Origin of the sequence: Staphylococcus ureilyticus (assembly GCF_002902235.1) — a bacterium.
GTDB lineage: Bacteria > Bacillota > Bacilli > Staphylococcales > Staphylococcaceae > Staphylococcus > Staphylococcus ureilyticus.
In genome coordinates this window covers 1-849 of sequence record NZ_PPRL01000135.1, presented here as the reverse complement: position 1 = coordinate 849, position 849 = coordinate 1, and the positions used below count along the sequence as shown (strand labels likewise).

1 protein-coding gene is annotated in these 849 nt (G+C 43.2%); it reads left to right on the top strand.

Annotation, left to right across the window (positions count from 1 at the left end):
* A partial coding sequence (locus CD150_RS11785) for an Ig-like domain-containing protein (protein ID WP_240621234.1) occupies positions 1 to 849 on the top strand: 849 nt, incomplete at both ends.

Below are 849 nucleotides of genomic sequence, written 5' to 3'. Positions count from 1 at the left end.
CCATCAAATGTAGATTTAGAAGGTGGAGAAGATATCAAAGTTACTTCTAAAGATAAAGTTGGCAATACATCTGAAGAGACAATGACAACAGTAGTAGATACGACGGCACCATCAGCACCAACGGTGAAAGAAGTAACAAGTGAAGCTACAACGGTAAGTGGCACAGCAGAACCAGGCTCAACGGTCACAGTAACGTTCCCAGATGGCACAACGGCAACAGGTACAACTGATGATCAAGGTAACTACACAGTTGATATTCCATCTGATATAGATTTAGAAGGTGGAGAGCCAATCAAAGTTGTAGCGACAGACAAAGATAACAACACATCAACAGAAGCAACGACAACAGTAGTAGATACGACGGCACCATCAGCACCGACGGTGAAAGAAGTAACAAGTGAAGCTACAACAGTAAGTGGCACGGCAGAACCAGGCTCAACGGTCACAGTAACGTTCCCAGATGGAACAACGTCAACAGGAACAGCAGACAGTGAAGGTAACTATACAGTTGAAATTCCATCTGATATAGATTTAGAAGGTGGAGAGCCAATCAAAGTTGTAGCGACAGACAAAGATGACAACACGTCAACAGAAGCAACGACAACAGTAGTAGACACAACAGCACCATCAGCACCGACGGTGAAAGAAGTGACAAGTGAAGCTACAACAGTAAGTGGAACGGCAGAACCAGGCTCAACAGTTACCGTAACGTTCCCAGATGGAACAACGGCAACAGGAACAGCAGACAGTGAAGGTAACTATACAGTTGAAATTCCATCAAATGTAGATTTAGAAGGTGGAGAAGATATCAAAGTTACTTCTAAAGATAAAGTTGGCAATACATCTGAA